Raw genomic sequence first — 23,289 nt, 5'->3', positions numbered from 1 at the left:
AACATTCACGTGTCACCAGGGTGATTTTTATATAGAGCTAAAAGCCTAGCGGTTATGTCTCTAGAGACTGCATCTTTTAGAGACTACGCAGCACGGAGACGACCTTACCCATGACGGTTGCGCGGTCGCCCATAATCGGCTCGTAGTTGGAGTTGCGCGGCATGAGCCAGGTGTGGCCGTCGACCTGACGGAACACCTTCACGGTTGCTTCATCGTCGAGCAGAGCAGCAACGATATCGCCGTTGTCCGCGGTGTGCTGCTCGCGGACAACCACCCAGTCGCCGTCGCAGATTGCGGCGTCAATCATGGAATCGCCCTTGACCTTGAGCATGAACAGCTTGCCGTTACCGACCAACTGGCGGGGCAGGGCGAGCACATCCTCCACGGACTGCTCGGCAGTGATGGGGCCGCCCGCTGCAATTCGTCCAACCAGGGGAACGGGTACGAGGTCCTCATCGCCAACTTCGAAGTTCGGCAGCTCGGGCAGGGACGAGGAGGAGCTACCGTGGATGCCGACGCCGTTCTCATCCAGCACCTCAATGGCGCGGGGGAGCTTGGGATCGCGGCGAATATAGCCCATAGTCTCGAGGCGACCAAGCTGGTGAGTGACCGAGGATAGGGACGCAAGACCCACCATGTCACCAATCTGGCGCATGGACGGCGGGTAACCCTTTTGTTCAATCTCGGTGCGGATCGCGTCAAGAATCTTCTGCTGGCGCGCGGTCAGCGCCGGACGGGGTGCTGTTGCCATTTCTTTTCCTTCGGTCTGTACTCCGACCTTGTATCCCGGTCGGGGCACGGATGGGTGCTTCACACGTTTTCTGATGGTGTCCTAAAAATTTTTTGGTTCTGCCGAAATGGGTCTTATCTCGTCAGGGGGTGGAGGAATTCTATCCGTGCCGAAGCGATACCGAAGCGATACACAGGCAACGAGTATGCGCCTCCGCCCTATAAAACTCAGCCAGCAGCACCTGCATTCGATACAGAACCAAGCTGTAACGGGTACAGAAACCTGCTGTGAGTAGGACTCATCAGGAGCGTGTGGAACGTCTCTTGACACCAGTGTAGAACACTGCACCGAAAAACTCAAACAAATATTCTAGATTTTTTCTTCGAAACTCGAAGAAATTTTTAGCACATCTCTGCTAGACTTTAGAACAAGAGTTCGTATATACTCTTGAATCTCTCCTGAAATTCGGGATTTGCGGGCGAATGTTCGAAAAATATTCGAAGATTCGACCCGGAGTCTTCCGGGAGACGAGAGCGAATGAGTGTTCGAATGTATTCGAATCCTCTGCCTCTCTCTTCGCATGATCTACCTCGGATGCTCTAGGAAGCATCTGGCGAAGAGAGAGCGCGGGGGATGGGGGGCTCAAAACTGGGGTACCCAAATCAACCCGGTGCATCCGAATGCTCTGACCTAACTACTAGGGACTAGCTACCCAATAGTTATCGCCTAACAATCACCACTCCATAGTTATCACTCAACTAGGACCTCCGAGCGGGTATCGCTCGGCATTGCTAGACCCGCGGGGCAACCCCGGGCGAGCTGAGAGAAAGGAACCACAATGACTACTGCAGCACCTATTGCTTCTCACGGCACTTCTGCACACCTTCCGGCAGGTTTGGTGGTACTTCACCCCGCCCGCACAGCGTCCGCCAGCACCGTGTCCGCCAGCACCGTGCAGGGGCGTTCTCGTGTGCCTGCGTCTTCGCAGTCTGTTCGCTCTTCTCGTGCGGCTCATGCACCCCGTCCCGCGCAGGAGGCTCAGCCCGCTCACGCTCCCGCCGTTTCTACCCCTGTTGTTTCTACTCAGGCATCTTCTGCGGCTCAGGCGCCTAGTGCGAAGAGTGTTCTTCTGGCTAAGGGCGGCGAGCTTCTGCGCTCGGTTCCCGGTTCTATTCGTCGTCTTGGCACTGTGCGCGGTTTTCTGAAGGGCCTGCCTCTGCTGACCTTGGCGGCACTGATTGTGCTCGGCGCTATTAGCTTCTTTGGCCCGGCGGCTTCTGCCTCCGTGGAGAACGCTTCGGTGACTCGAACCGTCATTGTGGTCAAGCACGGCGAGACCCTGTGGGATATTGCTCAGGCGGTGAATCCGCAAGGTGACACCCGTGATACTGTGGTTCGTATTATGGAGTTGAACTCGTTGACCAGCACCTCTGTTGATGCCGGTCAGCGTCTGGAAATCCCTCAGACTCAGCGCTAAGTACGGACCCGTGTGTGGTTGGCTTCTGCATGAGGTTGATGTCTTGACTCCGAATCCTTCATCTCTCAAGCTAGAGCGCTTGAGCCGAATTCTTGAGCCTATGAAATAGGAGCGCACCGATGCCTGTTCCCGTTGAACCCACACTCACCGAAATTGAATCTGCACAGGAAACTGAATCTGTACAGAATGCTCAGACTGCTCGTCCTGTGGTTGCTGTTTTGGGGGAACCCGGAACTCGTGGCGCCTTGGTGAAGCTTCTTCAGGATGCGGGGGCGGACGTGATCGTAACCGCTGTGCCCGATCAGCTGCGTGAGGCTGACGGCATGGTGGTTACCGGCGGTGCGAGCTCTCTTGAGGCGTACGAAGACCTGAAAGCTAAGGACGCTGAGCGTGTGATTGGCCGCCGCGTTGCCGGTGGTCGTCCGGTGCTGGTTGCCGGTGCGGCACTGAGCTGCCTCTTTGACTCTATTATGGTGGAGCATCCGCAGATGGGGCAGGTTCAGGTGCAGGGCATGGGGGAGTGGCCCGGCGAGGGCGTGGAGCTTTCTACCCGCGAGGTAACTCCCGGTGTTGCTACTTTGCGCCCGTCCGCCGATAGTACGCTGCTCAAGGATCTTGAGGGCGAGGCTCACTTCAAATCTGAGCACGGCGTTTTTGAGTGGGCTTTTGATCAGAGCATTGAATATATTGCCCCTCCGGCGGTGACTTGGACTGTCACCGAGCCCGCCTATATCGCGGCGGTTGAGAACGGTCCGCTGACGGCGGTGCAGTTCTGCCCGGTGGGCTCTGGCGAGCTGGGGGCGGAGTTTATGCGCCGCTGGGTTGCGTCCCTGGCGGTGACCGGTCGCCTGTCTTCTGAGTCTCTGTCTTCTGGAGACTCCGCTACTGCTGCGGGAGGTAACTAATGTCTGCACCCGTTCTTGAACTTCTGCCCGCTGTTGATATTTCTGAAGGCTACGCGGTGCGCCCGGTGGGTGGCACCCTGTCCGGTGGTGAGCAGCGCCTCGACCCTGTTGAGTCGGCTCTGACCTGGGTGAAGTCTGGTGCCCGCTGGATTCACCTGGTTGACCTTGATTTGGCATTTGGTCGCGGCACGAATACTGAGGTTCTGGCTGAGGTGGTTGCCGCCGTCCGTGCAGAGAATGCCCGCGGCTCCGCTCCGGTTCGTATTCAGGTCAGCGGCGGTGTGCGCAATGCTGAGAGTCTGGAGCGTGCCCTGAGTCTGAATCCGGACCGCGTGAACGTGACCAGTGCGGCGCTGACGGATTCTTCCTGGCTTGAAGGCACTCTGGCTCGTTACGCCGATTCTGATCTTCTGGCTCTTGGTCTCGATGCCCGCTATAACCCTGAGCGGGGCTGGGTGACGGTGGCTCGCGGTACCGACTGGTCGGGCCCTGACCTGGCGGAGGCGCTGGCGTGGCTGGAGAGCGCGGGCGTGCGCCGCTATATCGTTACGGATGTGAGCAAGGACGGTTCCCTGGCGGGTCCCGGTGCGGAGCTGCTGGATGAGGTGCTGGCTCAGACTGCCTGCCGGGTGGTGGCGTCCGGTGGTGTGGCGTCGCTGGCTGATATTGAGAAGCTGCGTTCCATGGTGCCTTATGGTTTGGAGGGCGTGGTGCTTGGCAAGGCGCTGTATGTGGGTAACTTTAGTTTTGAGCAGGCTCTTGAGGCTGCTGGCTTCCGCTAAAGCTACCGTTCCCGCTAACCCGAACGGACTTTATATATGACGAAGCCCCGTCTTCCTCAGCGTGAGGGAGACGGGGCTTCGTGATGACATAAACCAGGGGCGGTTTAGTGGACCAGCTGGTTTAGCGTGCGTCCTGGTTTAGTACACGTGCTGGTTTAGTAGACCGGGCCGGTGAGCTTTTCGCCGGGGCCCTTGCCGGGCTCGTCCGGGAAGGGGGATGCTTCACGGAATGCGAGCTGCAGGGTGCGCAGGCCGTCGCGTAGGGGCGCTGCGTGCTGGGAGCCGATTTCGGGTGCTGCGGCGGTGACGAGGCCTGCCAGTGCGGTGATAAGCTTGCGTGCTTCGTCGAGGTCCTTGAGGTCGTCGGCGTTTTCGTCTGCTGCTAGGCCGCACTTGACGGCTGCAGCGCTCATCATGTGGATGGCTGCGGAGCTGATGATTTCGATGGCGGGTACGTCTGCGATGTCGCGCAGCTGTTCGTTGACGGCTTCGACCTGCTCTTCGGTGAGTTCGGTGTGGCCGTGTACGGGGGTTTCTTCTTCCGCGGTGAAGCGGAAGTTCGTGTTTTCAGTGCTCATAGTCTTAGAATCTCATATTTCGTTTGTTTCGGTAAATGCGTCCTTAAGAGTGGGCACTTCTAGGGACTTTCTGGAGGAGTCCCCGCAATTTTTATGGTGTTTTGCGTCTATTTCCTTGCGTCTGTCGGGGATTCTGCGGTATGGTTGTAGGCAGTTTGCAAGTGGAGCATGCCTCCCACCCGGTTGACCGCCGCAGGCGTTTGTTTGCGAGTTTTGAGGTGAACGGGTTCGTCCGCCGCTTTCGGCGTACGCTGGTTTGTGCCTCCGCTTGTGTAACTGCGGGGGCTTTTTTAGTGCCCGCAACGGATAGTATTCACGGGGAAACCCACAGAGCACAGGAGCTAGTCATTAGCGAACCACGCATTAACGATCGTATCCGCGTTCCCGAGGTCCGTCTTGTCGGTCCCGGTGGCGAGCAGGTAGGCGTTGTCCCTCTGAAGGACGCTCTGCGTCTGGCTGAGGACGCCGAACTCGACCTGGTCGAGGTTGCCCCGAACGCGAAGCCGCCCGTGTGCAAGCTCATGGATTACGGTAAGTACAAGTACGAAGCCGCAATCAAGGCTCGTGAATCCCGCAAGAAGCAGGCTAATGCCGTTCTGAAGGAGATCCGTTTCCGCCTGAAGATTGATACCCACGACTACGAAACCAAGGTTGGACACGCTCGTCGTTTCCTTTCCGGTGGTGACAAGGTCAAGGCAATGATTCAGTTCCGTGGTCGTGAGCAGCAGCGCCCCGAGATGGGTGTGCGTCTGCTGGAGCGTCTGGCGGCTGAGCTGGCTGAGGTGAGCACCGTTGAGTCTCGCCCCCGTCAGGATGGCCGCAACATGGTGATGGTTCTGGCTCCGCTTCGCGGTAAGGCAGAGGCTCGCCGTGAGCAGGGCGCCGGCGGTCGCAAGGGTCGCGAGCGTATTGACACGACCAAGGCGAAGCCCGTAACTAATTCTCTGGCAGACGCTATGCCTGCTGAGTTGAAGGCACAGGCTTCCGCCGAGTAGGGAACCGGGTCGTCACTTTAGGATGGGCACGCGCCTCCACCGTTGGGTGGGTGTTGCGGGTTCACCCGGTGCCGGTTCCGAGGCACCTCGCTGGGGGTGCCTCACCTTTGGTCCTTGGGGCTGATGCGTGTATCGCTCAACCCCACTAAGCTACCCCGCTGTTGTGGCGGGGGATGAATGTAAGGAGAACGGCAGCTATGCCGAAGCAGAAGACCCACTCTGGTGCTAAGAAGCGCTTCAAGCTCACCGGTAGCGGCAAGGTTAAGCGCCAGCAGGCGAACCGTCGCCACTACCTGGAGCACAAGTCCTCTCGTCTGACCCGTCGTCTGGCTTCTGACCAGATCGTTACCGGCGGCCAGGCAAAGGTTGTCAAGAAGATGCTGGGTAAGTAAGCAACGCTTACTCTCTGCACCTGGCGCACCGATAGTGGTGCGCACTGATTAAAGACTCGCTCCTGTTCAGCGTGATATGTGAGCTGTTCAGGACATAAGACGAAGGAGACACACGTGGCACGTGTGAAGCGCGCGGTTAACGCGCACAAGAAGCGCCGTACTATTCTCGATCGTGCATCCGGCTACCGCGGTCAGCGTTCTCGCCTGTACCGTAAGGCTAAGGAGCAGGTCACTCACTCGCTGGTTTACAGCTACGACCACCGTCGTAAGAAGAAGGGTGACTTCCGTCGCCTGTGGATTCAGCGTATCAACGCTGCTTCCCGCGCACAGGGCCTGACCTACAACCGCTTCATCCAGGGCCTGAAGGCTGCTGGTGTTGAGGTTGACCGCCGTATGCTGGCTGAGCTGGCTGTTAACGAGCCCGCTGCCTTCAACGCACTGGTTGAGATTGCTAAGAACAACCTGCCCGAGGACACCTCGGCTCCCAAGGCTTAATTAGCCTAGGTTGTGTTCTTACCTCGAAGATCTAGGTTCGGGGTAGGATACTTAAGCGTCATGAGCGGCCGTCTGCACTTTTGAGTGTGGGCGGCCGCTTTCTGCGTATCCGAGGTTGTGCGTGTGGCTGTTCTGCGTTTTGGGGTGTGCCTTTGCCTGTACCCTTTAAGAGTGAACTTTTTTGAACGTATTAGTACCCCCGTTGTGATGTCCAATCCGCAGGCAGATCGTGTGCGCGATATTGCGAAGCTGCGTACCCGCGCTGCCCGCACGAAGAAGGGCCAGTTCCTGGTGGAAGGCCCGCAGGCTGTGCGTGAGGCATTGAAGGCGCACCTGAAGAGCCCCATCCTGGACGCTGTGTATGTCACGGAGGCGGCTTTTGACCGTCATGAGGATATTGCAGAGCTGCTGGAGCAGGTGTACGGCACCCCCACCCCGGAGGAGGGCCGCCGCGTCTTTATGCGTGTGGTGACCGATGAGGTGCTGGAGGCGATGGCTGATTCGGTGAGCCCGCAGGGTATTATTGCGGTTTCCTTTATGGTGGATGCGTCGTTCTCGCTGCTGTGGGGTGAGGGCGCGTTGAACCCGAAGCTGATTGCTGTGCTGTCTCGTGTGCAGGATCCGGGTAATGCGGGCACCATTCTTCGTGTGGCCGATGCGGCCGGTGCTGACCTGGTGATTACGACTAAGGGTTCGGTGGATTTGTATAACCCGAAGACGGTGCGTTCTACCGCAGGTTCGCTGTTCCATGTGCCGATTATTCAGGGCGTGCAGCTGGAGGATTTCGCGGAGGATGTGAAGTCTCAGGGTACTGCTGTGCTGGCTGCTGACGGTTATGGTGCGGTGAATCTGCAGGAGCTGAGTGAGTACACGGCGGCTCGTCGTGCCGGTGTGGAGGCGAGTGCCCCGTCCGGTGTGAAGGGTAATTTTGATCTTTCTAAGCCGACCATGTGGCTTTTCGGGAATGAAGCGCAGGGCTTGAACGCTGAAGAGAAGGCGGCCGCCACTATGCGCGTGGCTGTTCCTGTCTATGGTTCGGCTGAGTCTTTGAATGTGGGTACGGCTGCTGCTGTGTGCCTGTATGCTTCGGCGATGGCTCAGCGCGGCGTTTCTCGCTAGGCTTTGGGCGGTTCACGGCTGTGGTACAGCGGTGGGCCGCCTTAGCCTCATAGGTTTTAGAGTTTTAGTTTAGGGCTGAGAAAGGGAAATTATGTCTGCTCCTTCTGGTCATTCGGGTTCGGGCGCGATTATTGCCGCGCTGGGTGCGAACCTGGGTATTGCGGTGCTGAAGTTTTTGGCTTTTGCGCTGACTCGTTCTTCGTCGATGTTGGCGGAGGCTATTCACTCGGTGGCTGACTCGGGTAATCAGCTTCTGCTTCTTTTGGGCGGTCGCGCTTCGCAGAAGCAGGCTGATGAGGAGCACCCGTTTGGTTATGGCCGTAACCGCTATATTTACGCGTTTATTGTTTCGATTATTATCTTTGCCCTGGGTGGCTTGTTCGCTCTGTATGAGGGTTATGAGAAGCTGCATGACCCGCACGGTATTACTGAGTGGCAGTGGGTTCCGGTGGCTGTTCTGGTGGGTTCGATTCTGCTGGAGGGTAATTCGTTCCGCGTGGCGGTGAAGGAGTCGCGTGATCTGAAGGGCAAGCAGAGCTGGATGCGTTTCTTGCGTACTTCGAAGAACCCGGAGCTTCCGGTGCTTCTGCTGGAGGATGCGGGTGCGCTGCTGGGTCTGATTTTCGCGCTCTTTGGCGTGGGTCTGACTCTGTTGACCGGTAATGGTCTGTGGGATGCATTCGGCACCCTGGCTATTGGCGTGCTGCTGGTCTTTATTGCCGTGTTCCTTGCGGTGGAGATGAAGTCTCTGATTTTGGGTGAGGCGGCTTCTCCGGAGGATTTGGCGAAGATTCGTGCGGCGATTGAGGATGGCGATAGCGAGCGCATTATCCACATTAAGACCGTGCACTTGGGTCCTGAGGAGATTCTGGTGGCGGCAAAGATTCGCATTCATGATGCTGACACTGGTCGTGCGGTGGCTGATGAGATTGACGCGGCTGAGGTTCGTATTCGCGAGGCTGTTCCTGCGGCACGCATCATTTATTTGGAGCCGGATATTTTCCGGGCTTAGTTCTAGGAGATTTTTGTTATGACCGTTGAGATGATCGTTTATCGTTTGCTAAAGATTTTCGTTGGCCTGATCATTCTTTTGGTGTACCTGCGTCTGACTCACCGTTCTCAGGCGGGGAACCAGACCCCGATTGATACCATCGGTAACTTTGTCATCGGTGGTGTGTTCGGTGGCGTGTTGTACAGCGAGCAGATTAGCCTGTTCTACTTTGTCATCTACATGGTGTTTACGCTGTGCATGATTCAGCTGCTGAACGTGGCGACCACGAAGATTCGTTTTCTGCATATGGCGGTGCGTGAGCAGCGCGTGCCGGTCATTACGGATGGTGATATCGATATTAAGAGCTTCCAGCAGGCAGATGTGGTTCTTGATCCGATGCGCCTGATTGCTGACCTTCGTGCGCAGGGTATTTACGACCTGGAAGACATTGAGTTCGCTCAGATTGAACCGAACGGTGCGCTGAGCGTGATCCGTAAGGGTGACGGTGTGCCGAACTTTGCTCTGATTGTGAAGGGTAGCTTGGTCACTCGCGATATCGCGGATGCGCACAAGACCGAGGATTGGGTGTACCTACAGTTGCGTGCCGCTGAGGTCGAGCTTGAGGATGTCTTCCTCATGGAGTTCAAGAACGGTAACCGCCTTCTGATTCTGCTGAATGACGGCACTAATATTCGCCGTGAGGTGGCAGAAGCCTCGAATATGAATGATAAGGAAGAAGAGTGGCAGGAAGGCGTGGAGGAAGCTCCTGAGCCGGAGGATACTGAGGATGCTAAGAAGGAAGTAGCGGAGCACGCTGCTGAGGATGCGCATCCGACGAAGGATTCTAAAGCGTAGAAGAAGGTAGAGAAAGATGAGTGAAGTGTCGCCCTCGTTTGAGGTTCAGGTGGTTGGCGCCGCTGTGGTCGATTCTTTGGCGGCTCCGACCCGTATGCTGGTGGCTCAGCGTTCTGAGCCGCAGACTGTTGCCGGCATGTGGGAGTTCCCGGGCGGTAAGGTCGAGCCGGGGGAGAGCTGCGAGCAGGCGCTGGTGCGTGAGCTGAAGGAGGAGCTGGGCGTGCAGGCGCGTTTGGGTGCTGAGGTGCCCGGCGCGTACCCGCAGGGCTGGCGTCTGAGCGAGCGTCTGGCGATGCGCGTGTTCTTCGCGGAGATTCTTTCGGGTACTCCGGATACTTTGGAAGATCATAGCGCGCTGCGGTGGATGCCGTTGCCGAAGTCTAAGGATGACGCGCAGGCGTACGATGATTTGCTGGGTTTGCCGTGGATTCCGGCGGATTTGCCGATTGTTGTGGCTCTCCTGCAGCAGCTGCAGGACACTGGTACTGGTGAGGCGTAGACCCAAAGTCTGACCTAATGCTCTGCGCTAGTTCGTTGCGAGGCTAATTCGCCGTTGTGTGACACATTCGCGGCGGTAACAGGATAAATTTTCTCTATCTTTTGTGACACTGTTTGAAGGCGGGATTCCCTATGAGGAGTCCCGCCTTTATTCATATTTTGAGGGCGATTTATGCGCCAGGTGATTCTGACTTGTGTATTTGTTGGGGAGGGGATTTTGTCATATATGGGTTCGACACGGATACATACTTTGGAAACCTTCCGGTAGGCGGGTAGTATTGAGGGAGAAATCACATACGTATTGGGAGACAATGATGACTGCTCAACCCCCGTTTGATCCGGGTGCCTACCGCTCCGACGCGGTTCCCTCGGACACTCAAGCTATTTATATTCAGGAAGGCGGCGCTGAGCCGCGCGGAATTCTGTTCCACTCGCCGACCAAGCACCCGAAGATTCTGCGTCTGCAGGAGATTATGATTGTCTCCGCACTGCTCTGCTTGATCCACGGTGTTATTTCCGCGTTCGCACCGGATAACCTGTCCCCTCTGAAGGGTTTGCCGGAGGTCGGCGTTGCAGGCGGTATCGGCCTGCTGGTTGTTTCTGCGGTTGTGTACATCTGGGTCTACTTCACGATTCAGAAGGGCAGGCGTCTGGGCCTGACTGTTGGTCTGATTTTTGCGATTCTGGGTGCGTTCGTGGCGATTTTGTCTCTGATTGGTAATGTCATTGACGCTCAGCGCTACGGCTTCGTGCCTCTGTACGCGGCATGGTTCATTGCGAACGTGCTGTGGATTCGTGCTTCTTTTGACCCGGCTGTGAAGCAGGCTCTGAAGTAGAAGTACCCTCTTCAACCCTGTTGTTGAAAAGATATACTCTAGAACGCCCGGATGGACTATCCGGGCGTTCTGCTGTTTGCGCTTGCCTCTCTGGTCTAAAATAGATAGGATATGCGCCCGTCGCCTTCCCCCTGTTCCGCACCCTGTGCGGGTAGCCGGGGGAGAGCAGATGGTGCTGCCTAAGGTGTATAACGAGCCAGCCGGTATAGTGCCGGTGGTATGCAGAGAAGAGTGACAATGACCGATTCCGTGCAGGAACACGAGGGTCTTAACGGCCCGGCTCAGGTTCTCGCCCGCATTGCGCAGGTTCTGGAGGAGAACCCCGAGAACGGTTTGGACGCTATCCGTGAGGCTTTTGAGGCTGAGCGTGAGCGCGCCCGCCAGGAGATTCGCGAGAAGGCTAAGGACTTTGACAGCCTCAAGGAGGTGCGCCTGAGCTTCTTCGGTGAGAAGGGCATCATGAGCATCGCGAACCGTCAGATGCGTGATCTTCAGAACCAGCACAAGGGCCCGGTGGGTAAGCTGATGGGTCAGGCTCGTGCGGCTCTGACTGAGGCTATTGAGGCTCGTACCGCTGAGCTGGAGGCTGAGCGTGAGGCTCGCATCCTGGCTGAGGAGGCTGTGGATGTTTCGGCTGCGTCGCCTCGCCGTTCTCTGGGTGGCCGCCACCCGATTGCTCTGATGCAGGAGCGCCTGACCGATATTTTCGTTGGTATGGGTTGGGAAGTTGCTGACGGCCCGGAGCTGGAGTCTGAGTGGTACAACTTTGACGCTCTGAACATTAAGCCGGATCACCCGGCACGCGAAATGCAGGACACTTTCTACGTTGAGCCGAAGAACGCTCACCTGCTGCTGCGCACCCACACGTCGCCGGTGCAGATGCGCTCGCTGCTTTCTCGCGAGTTGCCGCTGTACATTGTGTGCCCCGGCCAGGTGTACCGCACCGATGAGCTGGACGCGACCCATACTCCGGTCTTCCACCAGATTGAGGGCCTTGCGGTGGATAAGGGCCTGACCATGGCTGATCTGAAGGGCACCCTGGAGTACATGGCACGCGCCATGTTCGGTGAGGACGCTAAGATTCGCCTGCGCCCGAACTTCTTCCCGTTCACTGAGCCTTCCGCTGAGCTGGATTTGTGGCACCCGAACGCTAAGGGCGGCCCGCAGTGGATTGAGTGGGGCGGTTGCGGCATGGTGAACCCCAACGTTTTGCGTGCTGCGGGTATTGATCCTGAGGAGTACTCGGGCTTCGCTTTCGGTATGGGTATTGAACGTACCCTCATGTTCCGTAACAACGTCGCTGACATGCATGACATGGTTGAAGGCGACATCCGTTTCTCTGAGCAGTTCGGGATGGAGATCTAAATTATGCGTGTACCCCTGTCATGGCTGCGCGAGTTCGTGCCTGTAGCTGAGGATGCTTCGGCTGAAGATTTGATGGCAACCCTGGTGAAGGTTGGCCTGGAAGAAGAAGACGTTCACCGCCCCTCTGATGAGCTGTCCGGACCAATTGTGGTTGGCCAGGTGCTCTCTATGGAGCCGGAGACTCACTCTAACGGCAAGACCGTGAACTGGTGCCAGGTGCGTGTGGTTCCGGAGGGCCAGGAGCAGACTCTGACCGGTAAGGGCATTGAGCCTTCCGGCGTTCAGGGCATTATTTGTGGTGCCCACAATTTCAAGCCCGGCGACAAGGTTGTTGTGACCCTGCCCGGCGCTGTTCTGCCCGGTGGTTTCGCGATTACTGCCCGTAAGACTTACGGTCACAAGTCGGCTGGCATGATTGCTTCGACTCGTGAGCTGGGTATTGGCGATGATCACGGCGGCATCCTGGTGCTTTCGACCCTGGGCCTGGACCCGGAGCTTGGCACCGATGCGATGGAGCTGCTGGGCCTGTACGATCAGGCTGCCGAGGTGAACGTGACTCCGGACCGCGGTTACGCGTTCTCTCTGCGCGGTATCGCTCGCGAGTGGTGCCACGCTACCGGTTCTTCCTTTGAGGATTTTGTGCTGGCGTACGGCGAGCGCGCCCCGGAGGCGAACGAGTCCGGTCACCCGGTTTCTCTGCGTGATGACGCCCCGATTCACGGTAACCCGGGCTGCACTCGCTTCGTGATGCGTGAGGTGTCGGGCGTGAAGGCGGACGCGCCGGTTCCGACCTGGATGTCTTCGCGTCTGCGTCTGGCGGGTGTGCGCTCGCTGTCGCTGCCGGTGGATATTTCGAACTACGTGATGCTGGAGACCGGTCAGCCGCTGCACTTCTACGATGCTGACAAGGTTCAGGGTGAGATTGTGGTGCGTCGCGCCGCTGCTGGCGAGAAGCTGGTGACCCTGGACGGTGTTGAGCGTACTCTGCACCCCGAGGATATTGTTATTGCTGATGATTCCGGCGTGATTGGTCTTGCCGGTGTGATGGGTGGCGCCTCGACTGAGGTGACCGATTCGACCACCCGCATTCTGGTGGAGTCTGCTCGTTTTGATGAGGTGTCGGTGGCTCGTACTGCTCGCCGTCACAAGCTGATTTCTGAGTCTTCGAAGCGTTTTGAGCGTGGCGTGGATCCGCAGATTCAGGCAGCGGCTGCTCAGCGTGCGGTTGAGCTGCTGGTTGAGCTGGCTGGCGCTCAGGTTGAGCCGGGCGTGACCGACGTGTCCCTGGGCTACGAGCCGGTCGTGATTGACCTGCCCGCTGATTACACTGCTGGTCGTATTGGCGTGGATTACTCGCCGGAGCAGATTGAGTCTTGCCTGCGTGAGATTGGCTGCTCGGTGGAGCGTACCGAGTCTGGTTACGCGGTGACTGTCCCGTCGTGGCGTACTGACCTGCGTGCGAAGGAGGACCTGACTGAGGAAATCGCACGTATTGACGGTTACGAGAACATCCCCTCGACTCTGCCGGTGGCTCCTGCGGGTCGCGGTTACACTCCGGAGCAGGCGGGTAAGCGTCGTGCGCTGAACGCGCTGGCGGCTTCGGGCCTGACTGAGGTTTTCGCGTACCCCTTCGTGTCGGCTGATGCGAACAACCTGTGGTCGGCTCCGTGGGTGAGCACCCCTGAGAACCCGGTGACTGAGGTTCCTTCGGTTCGCCTGGAGAACCCGATTTCTTCGGCTGAGGGCTGGATGCGCCGCTCGCTGCTGCCGGGCCTGGTTGAGGTTCTGAAGCGTAACCTGTCTCGCGGTTTCAAGAACCTGGCTATTTTTGAGGCGGGTCACGTGTTCATCCCGGGTGAGCAGCTGGGTTCGGAGTCTATTCCGCCGCTGGGTGCTCGTCCTTCGGATGAGGTTCTGGCTGATTTGAATGCCGGTATTCCGCATCAGCCCACTTTCATTGCTGGCCTGTTTGCAGGTACTGAGCATGAGGTGATGCCCGGCGCTACTCCGCGCGCTTACGATTGGCGTGACGCCCTGGACGCTGTGCGTCTGGTCGCTGACGCTGTTTCGGCTGAGATTCAGATGCGTAACGGTGTGCATACTGCATTCCACCCGGGCCGTGTGGCTGAGGTTCTGAACGCTGCCGGTGAGCGTGTTGGTTTCGCTGGTGAGCTGCACCCGAAGCTTCTGCAGGAGCTGAACCTGCCTGAGCGTACCTGCGCGTTTGAGCTGGATTTCTCGGCGCTGTTTGCTGGTCGTGTTGAGGCGCGTCAGGCTACTCCGGTGCTGACTTTCCCGGCTGCTACTCAGGACGTGGCGCTTCTGGTGGACCGCGATCTGCCTGCTTCTGAGGTGGAGCGTGTTCTGCGTGAGGGCGCTGGCGAGCTGCTGGAGGACATCCGCGTCTTTGATGATTACCGCGGTGTCGGTATTGATGAGTCGAAGAAGTCTTTGGCGTTTGCTCTGCGTTTCCGCGCGCCGGATCGTACGCTGACTGCTGATGAGGCATCGGCTGCTCGTGAGGCTGCTGTGGCTGCGACTGTTGAGCAGCTGGGTGCGGAACCGCGTGTCTAACCGGGTCTAACCCTAAGGCGTAATGCCTAGTGCTGACGGGGTGGGAGTTGTTGGCTCCCACCCCGTAGCTTTTGGCGTTGCGTGGTGGGTTTACCTGTTGGGTTGGTTTATGAAGCGTTGATAAGCGCTTTCAGTGGTGAACTCATGTGGTTATGGGTACCCTAGAAGATAGATGAAGTGAGGGAGAGAGTAATGGCTAATCGAGAGAACTCGCGCGAACAGGATGAGCTGTCGCAGTCTACTGAGGTCGAAGAAACCTACTTTGAGGATTCTGAGTACGAGGATTCTGAATATGAGGAGTACGACGAGTACGAGGATTACGACGATGAGGAAGAGAACTCCTCCCTTTTCGCGATGAGTGAGGAAGAGCTGGATGACCGCCCGGGCGTAAACTGGCTGTCGGTTCTTTCTGCTGCTGTCGCGGTTATTCTTTCCATTGTTTTGGCTATTGCGGGTGTCCGTGCTTTTGCGTCGGTGAATAATAACGCCGAGTATGCCGGTAAGAGCTGGGTCATTCAGGGCACCTACCAGGATTTGACTCCTGACCTGATTACGAAGGGCAATGTTGCTCGTTATAAGGGCAACTTGCCGGCTGATGACGCGCTGAACGGTAAGACGTATGTGTCGAACCTGAAGGATAAGTATCAAGTGACTTCGGGTGCTCCGATTGAGTTCCGTGGTTCGCAGACTGGTGACGTTCCTTCGGAGTTCCCGCGTGAGGTAGACGGCCTGTTGGTGGAGAAGGGCGGCACTCTTGAGGTCGTCTACACCGCCGAGAAGGGCACGTTGAAGCCTGTGACTGAGGACAGCGTGAACGCCGAGCGTTTTGCCGGTATCGCAAGTATTGTTGGTGCGGTGCTGGTGCTTCTGCTGGGTCTGGGTTTTGCTGTGTGGCTGAACCGCCGTTCGCGCGATGTCGAGTATGAGGACCTGGATGGTCTGGTGGAGGATGAGCGCTAGGCGTTCTGAGTCCTGAGGATTCACCTCGAAGTTTTGTTGAAGGAGCCTGTTTCTGGCGCACATGATGTTGCTGGAGGCGGGCTCCTTTTTCGCGCTCGCCTACCGGAGGTCTCTTGACCGGCGCAGCGCACCAGTCCACAATGTTCTTGCACGCTATGCATTCATTGTGAGGTTATGCGCCCGAATGTGTAGATACACGCTACATTCGCGGCATTTTGCGTGACAGTTGGTGAGATAAACCCTGAAATTTCCCCCATATCTTGGAATAATCCATATTTGGTGCGCATATTTATGTGCATATGTATTATCTTGGGTAGTAAAGAATGTCGCGCTGCGCCACCGTTGGGCAGCTCCGTTCTGAATTCGTGATTGGCACCGTAGGAAGAAGAGATATTATGCCTTTCCCCTCGACCAAGATCGCGCGTCAGGCACGCATCGTTGAATTGCTGCAGACCCGACGTGTCCGCTCCCAGGCTGAACTGGCGCAGTACCTGGCCGATGATGGTATGAAGGTTACTCAGGCGACCCTTTCCCGTGATCTTGTTGAAATTGGCGCTGAGCGCATCCGTGATGAAGGCGCTGGCTTGATTTATGCTGTGCCGAATTATCCTGCTCGTCGTGGCGGCGGTACTGCACCTGATGCCCGTATGATTTCCCTGTTTAAGGAACTGCTGATTACCGCTGAGGGTTCGGCAAATATTACGGTTCTGCGTACTCCTCCGGGTGCTGCGCAGTTCTTGGCGTCGTCTATTGATCAGGGCGGTCTTGAAGCGATTATGGGCACTATTGCCGGTGACGATACGGTAATAGTGATTACTCGTGACCCCAATGGTGGGGCTGCGCTTGCCGAGAGCTTCTTGGATTGGTCTGCTGCTCAGTAGTAGCTGGGGCGTATCTTGCGCTGTTCTTCTGATATTTCGGGGGGAGCGGTTGAAGGTACGCCCTTCTGCTGTCTTCGGGTTCTTTGCCGGGCTTCTAGCTCGTCTTCTCCTTTTCTAGATATACCGATTTTTCTGTGGTGAGAGTTTTCTATCATGTCTGAAATACACGATTCAGCGAACAATATTGCCTACCTTTTGGCTGAGGCTGCTTCTGGTTCGGGGGCTAAGACAGCTTTGGCGATTCCGGCTTCTGAATCTGCTGATATGCGGGTGGTGAGCTACGCGCAGTTGGCGTCTGCGGCCGCGCAGGTTCAGCGTCATTTGGCGGCGCTCGGTGTTGAGCGTGGTGACCGTGTGGCGTTGTCTATGCCGAATGTGGCGTTGATGCCTGCACTGTATTACGGCATTGTGGCTGCGGGTGCGATTTGTGTTCCGTTGAATCCGCTGTTGTCGGGTGCTGAGCTGGAGTATCATCTGCGCGATAGCGGGGCGAAGGTGCTTTTTGCGTTTGCGGGTACTCGTCTGGCGTCGGAGGCATCCTCGACGGTGCTGGTGAAGAACGGTTCGGTTCGTTGCGAGATTTTCACCGGGGGAGAGGGCTCGCCGGTGGCTCCTTTTGACGTGCCTGCCGATAGCGCGCTGTCGGCTACTGATTCGTCGGATGCTGTTCTGGAGCCTGTCCCGGTGGCGGCGAGCGACCCGGCGATTATTCTGTACACTTCGGGTACGACGGGCAAACCGAAGGGTGCGACGCTGACCCACGCGAATATCCTCTCGAATGCTCGTAGCTGCGTGAGCGTTTTTGGTTTTACCGCTGAGGACGTCATTTTTGGTGGCCTTCCGCTGTTCCACGCGTTTGGTCAGACGGTGTCGATGAACGCGGCGTTTGCGGCGTCGGCTACGGTGGCTTTGCTGCCGCGTTTTACCCCTGATGGTGCGCTGAATCTGATTGAGAGTGCTGGGGTGTCGGTGTTGGCTGCGGTCCCGAGCATGTATGTGTCGTTAGCGGCGGCGCTGGAGGCTGAGCCTGAGCGTGCGCGCTCGCTGCGTGGTCGCATCCGTTTCGGCATTTCGGGTGGTTCGCCGTTGCCTGCGCCGGTGCATTCTGCGTTGAAAACGCTGATTGAGTGCCCGGTGTATGAGGGCTACGGTTTGAGTGAGACGTCGCCGGTGGTTTCGTTTAACCAGGCGGAGTTTGGCATGGTGCTCGGTTCGGTGGGTCGTGTGCTGCCGGGTGTGCAGGTGCAGGTCCGTTGCCCGCAAGGTTCCGAGTGCGCGCCGGGTGTGAGCGGTCAGCTGTGGGTGCGCGGTGAGAACGTAATGGCTGGCTACTGGAATAATCCGGCGGCTACTGCTGAGGTTTTTGACGGCGAATGGTTTGCGACCGGCGATGTTGCTCGTGTTGATGAGCAGGGCAATATTTTTATTGTGGATCGTATTAAAGACATGGTTCTGCGTAACGGCTATTCGGTGTATCCGCGTGAGATTGAGGATGTTCTCTATACCCATGAGCATGTGCAGTCGGTAGCGGTATTGGGTGTGCCGGATGAGCGCGTGGGCGAGGAGGTTGTCGCCGTGGTGATGCCGCGTCCTGGTGCCGATGAGGGCGTGCTGCAGGCTGAATTGAATGCTTTGGCGCGTACTCGTTTGGCGGCGTATAAGTATCCTCGCCGCTACGTGATGGTGGAGAGCATGCCGCTGGGGCCGACCGGCAAGATTCTTAAGCGTGACTTGCGGGTTGTGATTCAGAGAGGCTAATCCCGGCAGATGGTTCTTGTCGCTCATCTGAGGACAAGCGCGGGTGAAGAGGGTAGAATTTTGTAGGCGGCTTCTACCGCGTTATTGTTCCCGGGTAATTTTTCCGGGGCTATCCCCTTCACGAAAGAGAGAGCATGAGCGTTCCCGCTTCTGAGGCTTCGCGAACCCCTATTGAGCAGTTGATTCCGACTGCTTGCGCTACGATTCCGAATTACCCGCATGAGGGTATCCTCTTTTACGATGTGACCACTCTCTTCGCTGATGCTGAGGTGTTCAAGGCGTGCATTGATGAGCTGGCTGCTCGTTTTGATGGTCAGTTTGATGTGGTGGCTGGTGTTGAGGCTCGCGGTTTCTTGCTGGCTTCTGCGCTCGCGTACGCTACGGGCACTGGCATTATGACGGTTCGTAAGGCGGGTAAGCTTCCGCGTGAGACGTACCGTGAGGAGTATGCGCTGGAGTACGGTAGCGCCGCGATCGAGATTCACTGTAGTGATTTCGCGCCGGGCACCCGTGTTCTTCTGCTGGATGATCTGCTGGCGACTGGCGGTACTCTGGTGGCTGCCGCGAAGTTGGTGGAGCGCGCGAACCTGAAGGTTGCCGGCGTTGGTGCTCTTCTGGAGCTGGAGGGCCTGGGCGGTCGTGAGGCGCTGGACGGTTACCGTCTTGAGACGCTGAGCTTGGTCTCTGAGTACCCGCTGCCGTCGAAGTAGTTTTATAGAGTTTGAGGCGTACCGTCCTTTGGGCGTGTGCAGCTGATATTGATGAGGGGTGCCCCGCCGGTTGAGCCGGTGGGGCACTTTTCTGTGGGGGTAATATTTCGGCGCTACGGAGCCTGTCCTGTAAAATAGTGACCCGTATTTTTGGGTGCCTGTCGCACCCTGTCTTTGAGACACCATAGGTTTAAGGAGCTTACGTGTCATCTGAATCTTTGCCCCAGCAGTCTGCTGATTCTTCGGCGGCTGAGAAGCTGTTTGCTGAGCAGATGGCTGCGGAGCGTGAGTATGTTGCTCGCGTATATGCCCGTCTGGATGAGCTCCGTGAGGAGACGGCTGAGAAGCTGGCTGCTGTGCGTAAGAATCAGGCGGTGGGCGGTCATCAGAACCGTTCGGAGCGTGACTCTTTTGCTACCCACTATGAGGATCGTTTGGCGCAGCTGAATGCTGTGGATTCTCGTCTGACCTTTGGACGCCTGGATATGGACCGTGAGGGTGCTGATGCGGTGCGCTATATCGGTCGTATCGGTATTACGGATAGTAATCAGCAGCGTCTGCTGATGGATTGGCGTGCCCCGGAGGCGGGTACGTTCTATCAGGCAACTGCTTTCCACTCGATGGGTGTGCGCCGTCGCCGTCACCTGATGCTTGAGGGCCGTACTGTCGTCAATATTGAGGATGAGGTCTTCGATTCGGAGATGCTGCAGGATGAGGACACCCTCCACGGTGAGGGTGCTCTGCTGGCGGCGTTGAACAAGAAGCGTACCGGCCGCATGGGCGATATTGTGGCGACGATTCAGGCTGAGCAGGATGCGATTATCCGCTCGGAGCTGCCGGGTGTGCGTGTTGTGCAGGGTGGTCCGGGTACCGGTAAGACTGCTGTGGCGCTGCATCGTGCGGCGTACCTGCTGTACACGAACCGTGAGCGCCTGTCGAAGGCTGGCGTGCTGGTGGTTGGTCCGTCGAATTCGTTCATGTGGTATATCGAGCGTGTGCTTCCTTCGCTGGGTGAGACCGGCGTGGTGATGGCTTCGTTGGCGACCCTGTACCCGGGTCTGCGTGCTGTGCCTGAGAAGGACCGCGCGGTTGCCGCGTTGAAGGGCGATTTGCGCATGGTGAAGGTTATCAAGCGTGCGGTGGCGGATCGTCAGAAGGTGCCGGCTCAGGTTCAGCGTCTGAATGTTGAGGGTACTGATGTTGAGCTGACTCCGGAGATGGTTCGTTCGGCTCGTTCTCGTGCTCGTTCGACCGGCAAGCCGCATAATGAGGCTCGTGAGACGTTCGTGAAGATTCTGTTGAAGGAGCTGACCGCGAAGCTGGATGATCAGCTGAACCGTGCGGCGGGTCGCGTGGTGGAGCGTCCGTATCTGCAGGATGACGTGCGTGCCTCGATGGATGTGCGCCGTGCCTTGAACCTGGCGTGGATGCCGCTGTCGCCTGAGACTCTGTTGCGCTCGCTGTTCTCGAAGCCGCACTATCTGGAGTCTGCTACTCGTGAGTTGTCGAAGGCTGAGCGTGCTCTGCTGGCTCGCCCGGCGGATGCCCCTTTCACGGAGGCTGATGTTCCTCTGTTGGATGAGGCTGCTGAGCTTTTGGGTGATTTTTCGAAGGTGACCGGTGTGGCTGCTGCGGCTCGTGCTGCGGCGGAGCATCGCGCGAACCTTGAGAATGCGGCGAAGGCTTTGGAGAATGTTCACCAGTCGCTGGAGGATATTGGCGCTGATGGCGTGATTACTCCTGAGCAGATTGCGATGATGAATGAGGTTCGTGGCGAGCGTATGACTGCTGCGGCTGCGGCGTCTGCTGATCGTACGTGGGCGTATGGCCATATTGTGGTGGATGAGGCTCAGGAGCTTTCACCTATGCAGTGGCGTTTGCTGATGCGTCGTTGCCCGATGAAGTCGTTCACGATTGTGGGCGATATTGCTCAGGCGTCTTCTGCGGCGGCTGCTTCTTCATGGTCGCAGGCGTTGGAGCCGTTCGTGGGTGAGCGTTTCACTCTGGAGGAGCTGACGATTAATTACCGTACCCCGGCTCAGATTGCTGAGGCGGCGGTATCGGTTGCTCAGGCTGCTGGTTATGAGGTGTCTGCGCCTCGTGCGGTGCGTGAGGGCCAGTGGCCTCCGCAGGTGCATGAGGTTGCCGCCGAGTCTGTTGTGGAGCAGACCGTGTCCGTGGTCAGTGAGGAGGTCGCTCATTCGGGTGGTGCTCTGATTGGTGTGGTGTGCCCGCCGAGCCTGTATGTTCAGACGGCTCAAGCTGTGGCTCGTGCTCATGCTGATCGTACGGGTACCGCGCAGACTGCGTTGGAGAATCAGGTGCTGGTTCTGACTCCGTGGGAGGCGAAGGGCCTGGAGTTTGATGTTGTGGTGATTGTTGAGCCGCAGCAGCTGATTGATGATGCTGATGGTGCTGTGGGCGACTTGTACGTGTCGATGACTCGTCCGACTCAGCGCCTGCACATGGTGGGTTCGCGGATGCCCGCGGGTCTGTAGCCTTGCGGCTCGTGTAGCCTCTATCTGTTATTTCTTTGAGCCGGTGCCGCACCGGTTTGGGCGCTCGCTTGGGTTTTTCTGAGCGTTTGGGCTGGTGCGGTGCTAGGCTTGTTACATATTTTGTTCGAGCGCCTTCGGGCGTTGTTACCTTGTGAATGGGAGAAGCATGTCTGCCGAGATCCTCAACGCGCAGCATAATGACGATACCTTCGAGAATATTTGGCAGGAGCTGAAGTGGCGCGGCCTGGTGCACGTGAGCACTGATGAGGCTGCTTTGGAGAAGGCGCTGAGCGAGGAGAGCCTGACTTTCTATACGGGTTATGATCCGACTGCGGCTTCTTTGCACCTGGGTCACTTGGTGCAGCTGCTGGTGATGCGTCGTCTGCAGCTGGCCGGTCACAAGCCGCTGGGTTTGGTGGGTGGTTTCACCGGTTTGATTGGTGATCCGCGTCAGACGTCTGAGCGTGTGCTGAACTCTCCTGAGGTTGTTGCTGAGTGGGTTAAGTCTCTGCGTGCTCAGATTGAGCGTTTCCTGTCTTTCGAGGGTGAGAACGCTGCCCGTATGGTGAATAACCTGGACTGGAGCGGTCAGATGTCTGCTCTGCAGTTGCTGCGCGATGTTGGTAAGCACTTCCGCGTGGGCACCATGGTGAAGAAGGAGATTGTGGCGAAGCGCCTGAACTCCGACGAGGGCATTTCGTACACCGAGTTTTCGTACCAGATTCTGCAGGGCCTGGACTTCTTGGAGCTGAACCGTCGTTTCGGTTGTACTCTGCAGACCGGTGGTTCTGATCAGTGGGGTAACCTGACCAGCGGTACCGAGCTGATTCGTAAGGTGGAGGGTAAGAGCGTTCACGCTATTGGTACCCCGCTGATTACTAACTCTGATGGCACTAAGTTCGGTAAGAGCGAGGGTAACGCTATTTGGCTGAACCCGCAGATGTGCTCGCCGTACGCTTTCTACCAGTTCTGGCTGAACACTGCGGATGCGGATGTTGTGGATCGTCTGAAGGTGTTCACCTTCCTGACTCGCGCTGAGATTGCTGAGTTTGCCGAGAAGGTTGAGAAGGAGCCATTCAAGCGTGAGGCTCAGAAGACTCTGGCGTACCTGGTGACTTCGCTGGTTCACGGTACTGAGGCTACCGATCAGGCTGTGGCTGCTTCGGAGGCTTTGTTCGGTAAGGGCGATTTCGCTGCTCTAGATGAGGCTACCTTGGAGTCTGTGGTTGCTGAGCTTCCTTCGGCTAAGCTGTCCGAGGACCGTCTGGACATGATTTCTGTTCTGACTGAGCTGGGCTTTGCGAAGTCTAACTCTGAGGCTCGTCGCATTCTGAAGGAGGGCGGCGCTTCGGTGAACGGCGTGAAGGTTCAGGGCGAGGACGCAGCGATTTCTAAGGATGATCTGCTGCACGGTCGTTTTGCGATGGTTCGCCGTGGCAAGAAGAACCAGGGCGCTGTAGAGCTTGTCTAGTCTTTTCTGACTTTCTCTATACATATAGAGGGGGAGGGGTTCTTCTCTACTGAAGTATTCATTACTGAATGTTCGGTGGGGGGAGTGCCCCTCCTTTTCTGGTCCCTATATACATTCCCTATATGCACAGGGCCCCTCCGTCAGGAGGGGCCCTTCTTGTATCGTTCTGCTGCCCTCTGGCTCTGGGTTTTCTTGGTTTGTCTTTGTTGGTGAGGGCTTTGGGCGCCTTTCGACCATGTTTTGGGGCTCCAGAGAGGGGAATTCGCAGATTTTTGAGGTTTTTTGGAAGTTTTTTGAAGATTTTTTAGTACCCATAAAACGCACTGACTAGGCATTTTGATGTTTGTGAGGGTATTTGAGACCCTTTCAAGACCCTGTTTGTGTCCCACTTCACCCATTTTCGGGTTGCAGGGGCGTTT

At 57.3% G+C, this 23,289-nt stretch carries 21 protein-coding genes; 19 read left to right on the top strand and 2 right to left on the bottom strand.

All coding sequences use genetic code 11. The features are described 5' to 3' along the window. Positions 1 to 76: 76 nt before the first annotated feature. A complete protein-coding gene (gene lexA, locus HMPREF2894_RS06870) occupies positions 77 to 751 on the bottom strand; it encodes a transcriptional repressor LexA (protein WP_070614766.1) in 675 nt (224 codons plus the stop codon). Between the two features lie 817 nt (positions 752 to 1,568). Between lexA and HMPREF2894_RS08965 the strand changes: the two genes are divergently transcribed. From HMPREF2894_RS08965 to HMPREF2894_RS06855, 3 genes are all read left to right on the top strand, one after another. Beyond that, positions 1,569 to 2,207 carry a LysM peptidoglycan-binding domain-containing protein gene (locus tag HMPREF2894_RS08965; RefSeq protein WP_083309139.1) on the top strand — a complete coding sequence of 213 codons (639 nt, stop codon included), beginning with the start codon at positions 1,569 to 1,571 and terminating at the stop codon, positions 2,205 to 2,207. Positions 2,208 to 2,326: 119 nt separating this feature from the next. Then, entirely contained in the window at positions 2,327 to 3,112 is a 786-nt protein-coding gene (locus HMPREF2894_RS06860; protein WP_083309140.1) for a type 1 glutamine amidotransferase family protein, read from the top strand. Next, on the top strand, positions 3,112 to 3,894 hold the full coding sequence (locus HMPREF2894_RS06855; protein WP_070678468.1) for a HisA/HisF-related TIM barrel protein: 783 nt from the start codon (positions 3,112 to 3,114) through the stop codon (positions 3,892 to 3,894). The genes HMPREF2894_RS06860 and HMPREF2894_RS06855 overlap by 1 nt, the downstream gene beginning before the upstream one ends. A 155-nt stretch (positions 3,895 to 4,049) precedes the next feature. Here the strand turns inward: HMPREF2894_RS06855 and HMPREF2894_RS06850 are convergent, their stop codons facing one another. Further along, entirely contained in the window at positions 4,050 to 4,472 is a 423-nt protein-coding gene (locus HMPREF2894_RS06850) for a DUF1844 domain-containing protein (protein ID WP_005507125.1), read from the bottom strand. 293 nt (positions 4,473 to 4,765) lie between these two features. Here HMPREF2894_RS06850 and infC point away from each other — a divergent pair, with 293 nt between their 5' ends. The 16 genes from infC to tyrS all read left to right on the top strand — a co-directional run bounded on the left by infC (position 4,766) and on the right by tyrS (position 22,870). Beyond that, positions 4,766 to 5,467: a translation initiation factor IF-3 gene (gene infC, locus HMPREF2894_RS06845; RefSeq protein WP_005507875.1), complete on the top strand. Its 702-nt coding sequence runs from the start codon at positions 4,766 to 4,768 to the stop codon at positions 5,465 to 5,467. A 197-nt stretch (positions 5,468 to 5,664) separates the two neighbouring features. Next, on the top strand, positions 5,665 to 5,859 hold the full coding sequence (gene rpmI, locus HMPREF2894_RS06840) for a 50S ribosomal protein L35 (protein ID WP_004006287.1): 195 nt from the start codon (positions 5,665 to 5,667) through the stop codon (positions 5,857 to 5,859). A gap of 114 nt (positions 5,860 to 5,973) precedes the next feature. Further along, positions 5,974 to 6,354: a 50S ribosomal protein L20 gene (rplT, locus tag HMPREF2894_RS06835; RefSeq protein WP_005507127.1), complete on the top strand. Its 381-nt coding sequence runs from the start codon at positions 5,974 to 5,976 to the stop codon at positions 6,352 to 6,354. A 117-nt stretch (positions 6,355 to 6,471) separates the two neighbouring features. Beyond that, positions 6,472 to 7,473, top strand: coding sequence for a TrmH family RNA methyltransferase (locus tag HMPREF2894_RS06830; RefSeq protein WP_049345356.1), 1,002 nt, complete (start codon positions 6,472 to 6,474; stop codon positions 7,471 to 7,473). A gap of 91 nt (positions 7,474 to 7,564) precedes the next feature. Next, entirely contained in the window at positions 7,565 to 8,485 is a 921-nt protein-coding gene (locus HMPREF2894_RS06825) for a cation diffusion facilitator family transporter (protein WP_005507873.1), read from the top strand. An 18-nt stretch (positions 8,486 to 8,503) separates the two neighbouring features. Next, positions 8,504 to 9,319, top strand: a complete 816-nt coding sequence (locus tag HMPREF2894_RS06820; RefSeq protein WP_070678465.1) for a DUF421 domain-containing protein — start codon at positions 8,504 to 8,506, stop codon at positions 9,317 to 9,319. Between the two features lie 16 nt (positions 9,320 to 9,335). Beyond that, positions 9,336 to 9,818, top strand: a complete 483-nt coding sequence (locus tag HMPREF2894_RS06815) for a (deoxy)nucleoside triphosphate pyrophosphohydrolase (RefSeq protein WP_070678462.1) — start codon at positions 9,336 to 9,338, stop codon at positions 9,816 to 9,818. A 313-nt stretch (positions 9,819 to 10,131) separates the two neighbouring features. Then, entirely contained in the window at positions 10,132 to 10,653 is a 522-nt protein-coding gene (locus tag HMPREF2894_RS06810) for a hypothetical protein (RefSeq protein ID WP_049356064.1), read from the top strand. Between the two features lie 237 nt (positions 10,654 to 10,890). Next, a complete protein-coding gene (gene pheS / locus HMPREF2894_RS06805; RefSeq protein WP_049341754.1) occupies positions 10,891 to 12,018 on the top strand; it encodes a phenylalanine--tRNA ligase subunit alpha in 1,128 nt (375 codons plus the stop codon). 3 nt (positions 12,019 to 12,021) lie between these two features. Next, positions 12,022 to 14,592, top strand: coding sequence for a phenylalanine--tRNA ligase subunit beta (gene pheT, locus HMPREF2894_RS06800; RefSeq protein WP_070678459.1), 2,571 nt, complete (start codon positions 12,022 to 12,024; stop codon positions 14,590 to 14,592). 192 nt (positions 14,593 to 14,784) lie between these two features. Beyond that, positions 14,785 to 15,552, top strand: a complete 768-nt coding sequence (locus tag HMPREF2894_RS06795; protein WP_049345348.1) for a hypothetical protein — start codon at positions 14,785 to 14,787, stop codon at positions 15,550 to 15,552. Positions 15,553 to 15,947: 395 nt separating this feature from the next. Then, complete coding sequence (locus HMPREF2894_RS06790) at positions 15,948 to 16,433, top strand: arginine repressor (RefSeq protein WP_049345349.1); 486 nt, start codon at positions 15,948 to 15,950, stop codon at positions 16,431 to 16,433. Positions 16,434 to 16,586: 153 nt separating this feature from the next. Then, entirely contained in the window at positions 16,587 to 18,191 is a 1,605-nt protein-coding gene (locus HMPREF2894_RS06785) for an AMP-binding protein (RefSeq protein ID WP_070678456.1), read from the top strand. 134 nt (positions 18,192 to 18,325) lie between these two features. Further along, positions 18,326 to 18,901, top strand: coding sequence for an adenine phosphoribosyltransferase (locus HMPREF2894_RS06780; RefSeq protein ID WP_044150631.1), 576 nt, complete (start codon positions 18,326 to 18,328; stop codon positions 18,899 to 18,901). Positions 18,902 to 19,104: 203 nt separating this feature from the next. Further along, positions 19,105 to 21,399 carry a HelD family protein gene (locus tag HMPREF2894_RS06775; RefSeq protein WP_141754535.1) on the top strand — a complete coding sequence of 765 codons (2,295 nt, stop codon included), beginning with the start codon at positions 19,105 to 19,107 and terminating at the stop codon, positions 21,397 to 21,399. Positions 21,400 to 21,565: 166 nt separating this feature from the next. Then, positions 21,566 to 22,870 carry a tyrosine--tRNA ligase gene (gene tyrS, locus HMPREF2894_RS06770; RefSeq protein ID WP_049350166.1) on the top strand — a complete coding sequence of 435 codons (1,305 nt, stop codon included), beginning with the start codon at positions 21,566 to 21,568 and terminating at the stop codon, positions 22,868 to 22,870. Positions 22,871 to 23,289 lie beyond the last annotated feature (419 nt).

Source organism: Rothia sp. HMSC066G02 (genome assembly GCF_001813145.1).
Classification (GTDB): Bacteria; Actinomycetota; Actinomycetes; order Actinomycetales; family Micrococcaceae; genus Rothia.
This window is presented reverse-complemented; position numbering and strand designations above follow the sequence as displayed.